This is a genomic window from Streptomyces sp. NPDC041122 (assembly GCF_055592445.1).
In genome coordinates this window covers 249,204-260,084 of the sequence record NZ_JBVIYQ010000012.1, presented here as the reverse complement: position 1 = coordinate 260,084, position 10,881 = coordinate 249,204, and the positions used below count along the sequence as shown (strand labels likewise).

General features: G+C 71.8%; 2 protein-coding genes. Both read left to right on the top strand.

The window, feature by feature from the left end:
- Positions 1-36: 36 nt before the first annotated feature.
- A complete protein-coding gene (locus tag ACZ6B8_RS36005; RefSeq protein ID WP_471609962.1) occupies positions 37-5,568 on the top strand; it encodes an SDR family NAD(P)-dependent oxidoreductase in 5,532 nt (1,843 codons plus the stop codon).
- A gap of 17 nt (positions 5,569-5,585) precedes the next feature.
- Positions 5,586-10,880 carry a type I polyketide synthase gene (locus ACZ6B8_RS36000; protein ID WP_471609961.1) on the top strand — a complete coding sequence of 1,765 codons (5,295 nt, stop codon included), beginning with the start codon at positions 5,586-5,588 and terminating at the stop codon, positions 10,878-10,880.
- Position 10,881: the final 1 nt, after the last annotated feature.

Here is a 10,881-nt window from a genome sequence, read left to right as displayed (position 1 = left end):
CGGTGGCCGGAGGTGGGGCGTGTTCGGCGTGCGGGGGTGTCGTCGTTCGGTGCGTCGGGGACGAATGCGCATCTGATTTTGGAGCAGGCGCCGGACGCGGTGGAGGAGCCGGTGTCGGAGCCGGTGGGGGGTGCCTCGCTGGTGCCGGAGGGTGACGGGCCGGTGGTGCCGTGGGTGTTGTCGGCCCGTAGCCGGCAGGCCTTGCGCGCCCAGGCGAACCGCCTGCGCGATGCGGTGACGGCGGATACGGACCTCGCGGTACGCGACGTGGGCCGGGCCTTGCTGCACTCGCGCTCACTGTTCGAGCAGCGGGCGGTGGTGGCGGGTCGCGATCGATCCGAACTCCTCGCCGGTCTCACGGCGTTGGCCTCCGAGGAGCCGGCGGTCGGCCTCACGGAGACGCGAGACGGCGCGACCCCTTCGAGTGGTGACGTGGTCTGGTTGTTCAGTGGTCAGGGGAGTCAGTTGGTGGGGATGGGGGCCGGTTTGTATGAGCGGTTCCCGGTGTTCGCTGATGCTTTTGATGAGGTGTGTGGGCTGCTTGACGGGGAGTTGGGTTCTTCCGGGCCGGGGTTGAAGGACGTCGTGTTCGGCGGTCCGGGGGAGTTGTTGGGTCATACGTTGTGGGCGCAGGCGGGGTTGTTTGCGTTGCAGGTGGGTTTGGCGCGGTTGTGGGGTTCGGTGGGGGTGCGGCCGGATGTGGTGGTGGGGCATTCCGTGGGGGAGATCGCGGCTGCGTATGTGGCGGGTGTTTTCGGGTTGGAGGATGCGTGCCGGGTGGTGGGTGCGCGGGCTCGTTTGATGGGGGCGTTGCCTGAGGGTGGGGCGATGTGTGCGGTGCAGGCGACGCCTGAGGAGCTGGCTGCCGAGTTGGAGGGTTCCGGTGTCAGTGTGGCGGCGGTGAATACGCCGGATTCCACGGTGATTTCGGGGCCTGTTGAGGATGTGACTGCGATCTCGGCTTTGTGGGCTGAGCGGGGTCGTAAGACGAAGGCTTTGTCGGTCAGTCATGCTTTTCATTCCGTGTTGATGGAGCCGATGCTGGCTGATTTCACCGAGGCATTGCGGGGTGTGGAGTTCCGGGAGCCGTCGATTCCGCTGATGAGCAATGTGTCGGGTGAGCGGGCCGGGGTGGAGGTCACGGCTCCGGAGTACTGGGCGCGGCATGTGCGTCAGCCGGTCCTGTTCCAGCCCGCCATCGCCGAACTCGCCGAGTCGGCGGGCGTGTTCGTGGAGCTGGGTCCCGCTCCCGTGCTGACGACCGCTGCCCAGCACACCCTGGACGACGTTGCCGAGCAGCAGCAGGCCGAGCCGGTGCTGGTGTCCTCGCTTGCCGGGGAGCGGTCCGAGGAGCGGGCGTTCGTGGATGCTATGGCGCGTCTGCATGTGGCCGGCGTCGATGTCGACTGGTCGGGATTCTTCCCGGGTGGTCGGGGATCGCGGGTGGTGGATTTGCCGACGTATGCGTTTCAGCGTGAGCGGTTTTGGCTGGTGGGGCGTGGTGGGGGTGGCCGGGATGCGGTGGGGCTGGGTTTGGTGGCGGCGGGGCATCCGTTGCTGGGTGCGGCGGTGGAGTTCGCTGACCGGGGTGGGTGTCTGCTGACGGGTCGGTTGTCGCGTTCGGGTGTGTCGTGGCTGGTGGATCATGAGGTGGCCGGGACGGTGTTGGTGCCGGGTGCGGCTTTGGTGGAGTGGGTGTTGCGGGCTGGTGATGAGGTTGGTTGTGGGGGTGTGGATGAGTTGATGTTGCAGGCGCCGGTGGTGGTGCCTGAGGCGTCGGGTCTGCGGGTGCAGGTGGTGGTGGAGGAGGCCGGTGACGAGGGGCGTCGCGGTGTGCAGATCTACACACGCCCCGACAGCGACACCGACACCGCTGGCTGCGACGACGGAGGCGATGCGTGGGTGTGCCACGCCACCGGCACCCTCACCCCCGACACCACCCAGGTGAGTGCCGGAGGCGTCACCAGCGACGCCCCCGAGGAGCTCGCCGGAACGTGGCCCGCGCCGGGGGCGGTGCCCGTCGATCTGGCCGGCTTCTACGAGCGGGTGGCCACGGCAGGCTACGCGTACGGTCCGGCGTTCCAGGGGCTGCGCGCGGTGTGGCGGGACGGGCAGGATCTGCTGGCCGAGGTGGAGCTTCCCGAAGCCGCCGGTGCCCATGACGGTTACGGCATCCACCCCGCCCTCCTGGACGCCACCCTCCACCCCGCCCTGTTGCTCGAATGGCCCGGAGAGCCGCAGGACGACGGCAAGGTCTGGCTGCCGTTCACGTGGAACCAGGTTGCCTTGTGGGCCGCGGGTGCCGGCACCGTACGCGTCCGTCTGTCGCCCGGCGCGCACGACGAGACCGAGCGTGAGGTACGGGTGTCGGTCGCCGACGGCACCGGGGCGAAGGTGCTGAGCGTGGGATCGGTTGCCCTCCGCCCCGCCGACATCGGGCAGCTGCGCACTGAACGGGTCCGCGACGAGGGCCTGTTCACCGTCGAATGGACGCCGCTCCCGCTTCCCGCCTCGGTCAGGGAGACGGAAGGCGGCGGCGAGTGGGTCACGCTGACGGGCGGTACCGGGCTGGCGGACGTGGTGCGGACCGGTGGCGAGGCGCCCTGGGCGGTCGTCGTCCCCGTCGAGACCACATCCGGCGACACCGCGTCCGGCGACACCGCGTCCGGTGATACCGCTGCCGGTGGGACCGCCCCCGGTGAGACCACGCCCGGCGACGGCCTCCCGGTGGCGGAGAAGGTGCTGTCGCTGGTGCAGGAGTTCCTGGCGGAACCGGAGCTGGCGGACTCCCGCCTGCTCCTGGTGACGCGTGGAGCCGTCGCCACGCTACCCGCAGGCGAGAGCGCCGGCGGTTATCGCGGTGACGTGGACGCCGACGCGGCAGCCGTCTGGGGCCTGGTCCGCAGCGCCCAGTCGGAACACCCGGGCCGCTTCGCCCTGTTGGACGCCGATGGCCGGACCGCCGACCTCACCGCGCAGGCCGGCGAGCTGCCGCAGGCCGGGCTCCGCCACGCCATAGAGGAACTCGACGAACCCCAACTCGCCCTGCGTGAGGGCACTTTGCTGATCCCCCGACTCGTCCGTGCGGCCGGTGGCGTCCTGGCGACGGTCCCCGACACGCGCGCCTGGCGCCTGGACAAGGGGGCCGCCGACACGCTGGAGAGCGTGGCGCCCGTCGCCTACCCGGAGCTCCTGGAGCCCCTGGGCCCCGGCCAGGTACGCCTCGACGTCCACGCCGCGGGCATCAACTTCCGCGACATCCTGGTCAGCCTCGGCATGGTTCCGGGCCAGGTCGGCCTGGGCGGCGAGGGTGCGGGCGTCGTGACGGAAGTCGGTTCCGACGTCACGCACCTCTCGGTCGGCGACCACGTCATGGGCGTACTGCACGGATCCTTCGGCCCTATGGCCGTGGCGGACACGCGGATGGTGGCGCCGGTTCCGCAGGGCTGGAACATGCGCCAGGCGGCCGGGATGCCCGTCGCATACCTCACGGCTTGGTACGGGTTGGTGGAGCTGGCGGGGCTGAGGGCGGGGGAGCGGGTGCTGATCCATGCCGGTACCGGTGGTGTGGGTATGGCGGCCGTGCGGATCGCCCGGCATCTGGGTGCGGAGGTCTTCGCGACGGCGAGTCCCGCCAAGCACGCTGTGCTCAATGAGATGGGTGTCGATGCCGCCCACCGTGCTTCGTCCCGTGACCTCGACTTCGAGGAGACCGTCCGCCGGGCCACCGGCGGGCGCGGCGTGGACGTGGTACTCAACAGCCTCGCAGGCGAGTTCATCGACGCCTCGCTGCGACTGCTCGGCGAGGGCGGGCGTTTCCTGGAGATGGGCAAGACCGACCTGCGTACCCCTGAAGACGTCACCGCCGAGCACCCGGGCGTCACGTACACCGTCTACGACCTCGTCACCGACGCCGGGCCGGATCGCATCGAGGTCATGATGCGGGAGCTCGGCGAGCGGTTCGCCTCCGGAGCCCTGGCTCCCCTGCCCGTGCGTTCCTGGCCGTTGGACCAGGCGCGGGAGGCGTTCCGGTTCATGAGTCAGGCGAGGCACACCGGCAAGCTGGTGTTGGAGGTTCCGCCCGTCCTCGATCCCGAGGGCACGGTATTGGTGACCGGTGGCACGGGCGCGTTGGGTCAGGTCGTGGCCGAGCACCTGGTGCGGGAGTGGGGTGTGCGGCACCTGCTGCTGGCCGGCCGCCGTGGCCCGGACGCCCCGGGGGCCAAGGAACTGGCCGCGCACATACGGCGGTTGGGCGCCGAAGTGACCGTGGCCGCCGCGGATGTCAGCGACGCGGAGTCGGTGGCGGAGCTGGTCGGCAAGACCGATCCTTCCCACCCGCTGACGGGTGTCGTGCATGCCGCCGGTGTCCTGGAGGACGCGGTGGTCACCGCGCAGACGCCGCAAGGGCTGGCGCGGGTGTGGGCGGCCAAGGCGTCGGCTGCCGCGCACTTGCATGAGGCGACCCGCGGAATGCGGCTCGGTCTTTTCGCTGTCTTCTCCTCGGCGGCTGCCACTCTCGGCAGCCCCGGTCAGGCCAACTACGCGGCAGCGAACGCCTATTGCGACGCACTGATGCAGCACCGCAAGGCCCAAGGACTGCCGGGCCTGTCCATCGGCTGGGGCCTGTGGGAAGCCTCGCAGGCGCAGACGGGCGGTACGCCGGACAGCACCGAAACCAGCGCTACCACGACCGGCCCCGCCACGACCGGCCCCGCCACGACCGGCCCCGCCCCGACCGGCCCCGAAGCGACCGCCACCGGAATGACCGGCAACCTCAGCCACACCGACGTCGCCCGGATGAACCGCATCGGCGTCAAGGCCATGACCCACGAACACGGCCTGTCCCTCCTGGACGCCGCCCGTCGTCACGGCCACGCGCACCTCGTCGCCGCCGACCTCAACACCCGTGTCCTCGGCGGCCAATCCGCCGCCACCCTCCCCGCCCTCCTGCGCGGCTTCGCGGGCGGACGCGGCTCCGGCCGCCCGACGGCCGCGACCGTCCGGCAGGACGTCGACTGGGCGGGCAAGCTGGCCGCGCTCACCGCCGACGAACAGCACCGCACCCTGCTCGACCTGGTCCGGACGCACGCGGCGGCCGTCCTCGGGCACTCCGGCACCGACGCCGTGCGCGCCGACGCCGCCTTCCAGGACCTCGGCTTCGACTCCCTGACCGCCGTCGAACTGCGCAACCGTCTCTCCGCCGCCACCGGACTGCGGCTGCCCGCCACGTTCATCTTCCGGCACCCCACGCCCTCGGCCATCGCCGAGGAACTGCGGACGCAGCTCTGCCCCGCAGGCGCCGACCCCGCGGCGCCCCTCTTCGGCGAGCTGGACCGCCTGGAGACGGCCATCACGGGACACGCGCACGACGCGGACACCCGCGACCGCCTCGTGGCCCGCCTGCAGAGCCTGATGTGGCGCCTCGACGACGCCGCCACCGGCACTACGGGCGACGGCACGCGCGGCACCGGCGAAGCCGACGACGCGGACACCGGGAACGGAGACCTCGAGTCCGCCTCGGACGACGAGCTCTTCGAACTGATCGACCGAGAACTGCCTTCTTGATCAGGAGTGGAGACGACATGCCGGGTACGCACGACACGCCGGGTACGGAGGACAAGCTCCGCCACTATCTGAAGCGAGTGACGGCGGATCTCGGACAGACCCGTCAGCGCCTGCGCGACATGGAGGAGCGGCAACGGGAACCGGTGGCCATCGTCGCGATGGCCTGCCGTTACCCGGGCGGCGTCGCCTCCCCCGAACAGCTGTGGGATCTGGTCGCCTCGGGCGGTGACGCCATCGAGGAGTTCCCCACCGACCGCGGCTGGGACCTGGGCGGCCTCTACCACCCGGACCCCGACCACCCGGGCACGACCTATGTGCGCGAAGCCGGGTTCCTGCGCGACGCGGCCCGCTTCGACGCCGACTTCTTCGGCGTCAACCCGCGCGAGGCGCTGGCCGCCGACCCGCAGCAGCGGGTGCTCCTCGAAGTGGCCTGGGAACTGTTCGAGCGCGCGGGCATCGACCCGGCCACGCTCAAGGACACCCCCACCGGCGTGTACGCGGGCGTGTCCAGCCAGGACCACATGACGGGTGGACACGGCGGGCAGGTGCCGCGGGAGGTCGAGGGGTATGCCACCACGGGCACCCTCGCCAGCGTCATCTCCGGTCGCATCGCCTACAGCTTCGGGCTCGCGGGCCCGGCGGTGACCCTGGACACGGCGTGCTCGGCGTCCCTCGTCGCGATCCACCTGGCCTGTCAGGCACTGCGGCAGGGCGACTGCGGCCTCGCCCTGGCGGGCGGCGTCACCGTGCTGTCCACGCCCACCGCGTTCGTGGAGTTCTCCCGCCAGCGCGGCCTGGCCCCGGACGGCCGGTGCAAGCCGTTCGCCGAGGCGGCCGACGGCACCGGCTTCTCCGAGGGCGTCGGCCTGATCCTCCTGGAGCGCCTCTCCGACGCGCGCCGCAACGGTCACCGGATCCTCGGTGTCGTACGGGGATCAGCGGTCAACCAGGACGGCGCGAGCAACGGCCTGACCGCCCCCAACGACGTCGCCCAGGAACGAGTGATCCGCCAGGCCCTCACCAACGCTCGCGTCACCCCGGACGCGGTCGACGCCGTCGAGGCGCACGGCACCGGCACGACGCTCGGTGACCCCATCGAGGGCAACGCGCTCCTCGCCACGTACGGCAAGGACCGGCCGGCCGACCGGCCGCTCTGGCTCGGCTCCGTGAAGTCGAACATCGGCCACACACAGGCCGCCGCCGGTGTGGCAGGCGTCATCAAGATGGTGATGGCGATGCGCCACGGCGAACTGCCGCCCTCGCTGCACATCGACCGCCCCACGCCGCACGTGGACTGGGAGGGCGGGGGAGTACGGCTCCTCACCGACCCCGTGCCGTGGCCCCGGTCCGACCGCCCTCGCCGGGCGGGCGTCTCCTCCTTCGGCATCAGCGGCACCAACGCCCACCTGATCGTGGAACAGGCCCCCGACCCCGCGACGGCGGCCCCGGAGGAGCCGGCCGCGGGTGGCACCGGGACCGGGGGCACCGACGCGGACCTCGCGGTGCCGTGGTTGATCTCGGCCCGCAGCGACGAGGCGCTACGAGCACAGGCGACGGCCTTGGCCGGATGCCTGTCGGGGACAGCCGCGTCGGGTTCCCCGGTGGAAGTCGGCTGGTCGCTGCTGAAGACGCGCGCGGTGCACGACCGGCGTGCGGTCGTCATCGGCGGAGGACTCGGCGAACTGACGGCAGGACTCCGGGCCTTGGCATCCGGCGAGCCTCACGCGGCGCTGGTCGAACCGTCTTCGTCGCGTGGAGGCGGCGGCGGAGTGGGCCGGGAAGTGGTCTGGTTGTTCAGTGGTCAGGGGAGTCAGTTGGTGGGGATGGGGGCCGGTTTGTATGAGCGGTTCCCGGTGTTCGCTGATGCTTTTGATGAGGTGTGTGGGCTGCTTGACGAGGAGTTGGGTTCTTCTGGGCCGTCGTTGAGGGAGGTGGTTTTTGAGGGTCCGGGGGAGTTGTTGGGTCATACGTTGTGGGCGCAGGCGGGGTTGTTTGCGTTGCAGGTGGGTTTGGCGCGGTTGTGGGGTTCGGTGGGGGTGCGGCCGGATGTGGTGGTCGGGCATTCCGTGGGGGAGATCGCGGCTGCGTATGTGGCGGGTGTTTTCGGGCTGGAGGATGCGTGCCGGGTGGTGGGTGCGCGGGCTCGTTTGATGGGTGCGTTGCCTGAGGGTGGGGCGATGTGTGCGGTGCAGGCGACGCCTGAGGAGCTGGCTGCCGAGTTGGAGGGTTCCGGTGTCAGTGTGGCGGCGGTGAATACGCCGGATTCCACGGTGATTTCGGGGCCGGCCGAAGAGGTGGAGAAGGTCGTCGCCTCATGGCGGGAGCGGGGTCGTAAGACCAAGGCGTTGTCGGTCAGTCATGCTTTTCATTCGGTGTTGATGGAGCCGATGCTGGCTGACTTCACCGAGGCGTTGCGGGGTGTGGAGTTCCGGGAGCCGTCGATTCCGCTGATGAGCAATGTGTCGGGTGAGCGGGCCGGGGTGGAGGTCACGGCTCCGGAGTACTGGGCGCGGCATGTGCGTCAGCCGGTCCTGTTCCAGCCCGCCATCGCCGAACTCGCCGAGTCGGCGGGCGTGTTCGTGGAGCTGGGTCCCGCTCCCGTACTGACAACCGCTGCCCAGCACACCCTGGATGCGGCGGCGGAGGACCAGGCCGAGGGCGGTGGCAGTGGCCCGGAGCCGGTCGTCACCACGTCCCTCGACCCTGCGCTGCCCGACGACGTGGCGTTCGCGCGGGCGATGGCGCGTCTGTGCACGGCGGGGGCCACCCTGGACTGGACCGCGTACTATCCGGCCGGCCCCGCGCCCCGCACCGTCGACCTGCCGACCTACCCCTTCCAGGGACGACGGTTCTGGCTGGCGGACATCGCGGCGCCCGTGGCCGCCTCGCAGGCGGACGGTGAGGAGGCCGGGTTCTGGGCGGCCGTCGAGGGCGAGGACATCCAGACGCTCTGCGACACCCTGCACCTCAAGGACGACGGGCACCGGGCGGCGCTGGAGACGGTGTTCCCCGCGCTGGCCGCATGGCGGCGCGAGCGGCGCGAGAAGTCGATCGTCGACGGCTGGCGGTACCGCGTCGACTGGCAGCGCATCGAACTTCCAGGACCGGCCGCGGCCAACACGGGCGCGGGGAGCGCGCGTGCGGAAGGGGCGCCGGCCGGCGGACACGACGGCACCTGGCTGATCGTCACTCCCGCCGACGCGACGACTCCCGTCTGGCGACAGGCCTGCGCGCGGGCGCTGGAGGAGGCGGGTGCGCCGGTGGCCTTCGTCGAGGTCCGTCCGGGTTGCGGCCGGGCGGAGGCGGCGGAGCTGCTCCGGGCGCAACAGGCCGCGATCCCGGACGGGGCGCCGCTCGGCGGGGTGCTGTCCCTGCTGGCGCTCGACGAAGGGCGGGGAGCCGTGGGCGCCGCAGCTTCCGGTGGCCCGGCATCGACCGAGGCCCCCGTCTGCGACGCCGTCGCCCGGGGCCTGACCGACACCCTGACGCTGATGCACGGGCTGCTCGACGCCGACCTCGGTGTCCCCCTGTGGTGCGCCACTCGTGGCGCGGTCTCGTGCGGTGACGCCGATCCGGTCGTCTCCCCGGCGCAGGCCCCGGTCTGGGGGCTCGGACGGGTGGCGGCCCTGGAGCACCCGGAGCTGTGGGGCGGCCTGGTGGATCTGCCCGGCGACCCGGAGGCGCTCGACGCGAGGACGCTGTACGCGGTGTTGTCCGGGGGCAGTGGTGAGGACCAGATCGCCCTGCGGCGAGGCGGAGCCCTGGGCCGCCGCCTGGTACCCGACGCCGCCACCGGCGCCGACCCGGACTCGGCCGACTCCACCGGCGCCCGCCTGCGGCCGCACGGTGCCGTCCTGGTCACGGGCGGTGTCGGTCACCTGGCGGACCACGTGGTGCGGTGGCTCGCCGCGTCCGGTGCCGAACACGTCGTACTCCTGGACACGGACCCCGAAGCGAGTCCGCGCGACGGCGATCTCGCGGACGAAGTCGCCCGGAACGGAACCCAGTTGACGGTGATCTCCGGAAGCCCGTCCGGGCGGGCGGCGGTGACGCGTGCGCTCGCCGAGCTGCCGGACCTGGCGATACGCACCGTCATCCACACCTCGCTCCCCGGTCGGCTCGCCCCGCTCGCCGAGGTCACCCCCGAGGAACTCGCAGCCACGGCCTCCGCCGCCGTTGAGCTGGGCGAGCTGGGGGGTGCCGTGTCGCGGCCGGTGGGTGCCTCAAATACGGCCGCTGAAGCAGGCCTTGGCGCCGACACCGACACCGACACCGACGCCGACGCCGACGCAGGCACGGACGCGGACCACGACCCCGACACCGACACCGCCCTGAGCACCGTAGAGACCGTCCTCTACTTCTCCTCCGTCGCCGCCACCCTCGGGAGCAGGGAACACGCCGCCTACGCCGCCGCCAACGCCTACCTCGACGCCCTGTCGCAGCGGCAGGACGCCGACGGCTTCCGCACGGTCTCCGTCGGATGGGGGATCTGGGACCTGCCCGACGACGGTGAACTGGCGCGCGATACCGCCGGGCTGTCCCGGCGCCAGGGACTGCCGCCGCTGGAACCGCAGTTGGCGCTCAGTGCGTTGCACGACGTGCTCGGCGGCGGCAAGGGGCACACGCTGGTCGCGGACATCGAGTGGGAGCGGTTCGCCCCGCTGTTCACCCTGGCCCGGCCCACCCGCCTGCTCGACCGGGTCCCCGAGGCCGTACGGATCCTCGACGCGTCGTCGGACAGCGGCGAGACCGCGGAGAGGGCCGCGGAGCTGCGCCGGGAACTGGCCGCCCTGCCCGTACGAGAGCGGACCGGCGTGCTCCTGGACGTGGTCCGCAACCAAGTGGCGGCCGTCCTCCGGTACGAGCCTGGGCAGGAGGTGGAGCCGGAAAAGGCCTTCAAGGACCTCGGGTTCGACTCCCTGGTGGTCGTGGAGCTGCGCAACCGGCTGCGCGCCGCCACCGGACTCCGCCTGCCCGCCACGATGGTCTACGACTACCCGACGCCCCGCGCCCTCGCCGAGCACCTGCTCGACCGGATCCTGCCCGACGGCGGCGCGGGGGAGCTGCCGGTGGCGGCCCACCTGGACGACCTGGAGCTGGCCCTCGACGGCCTCGCCGCGGACGATCCACGCCGCAAGGGACTGATCCGGCGCCTGCAGGCCCTGCTGTGGAAGCAGCAGCCCGACACCGCCGGCGCGGCCGCTCCCGCCGACGGGGAAACGCCGGACGAGGGGAACGAGGGCGAGGACCTGGAGACCGCGAGCGCCGACGACATGTTCGCGCTGATCGACCGCGAGTGGGGCACGCGGTGAC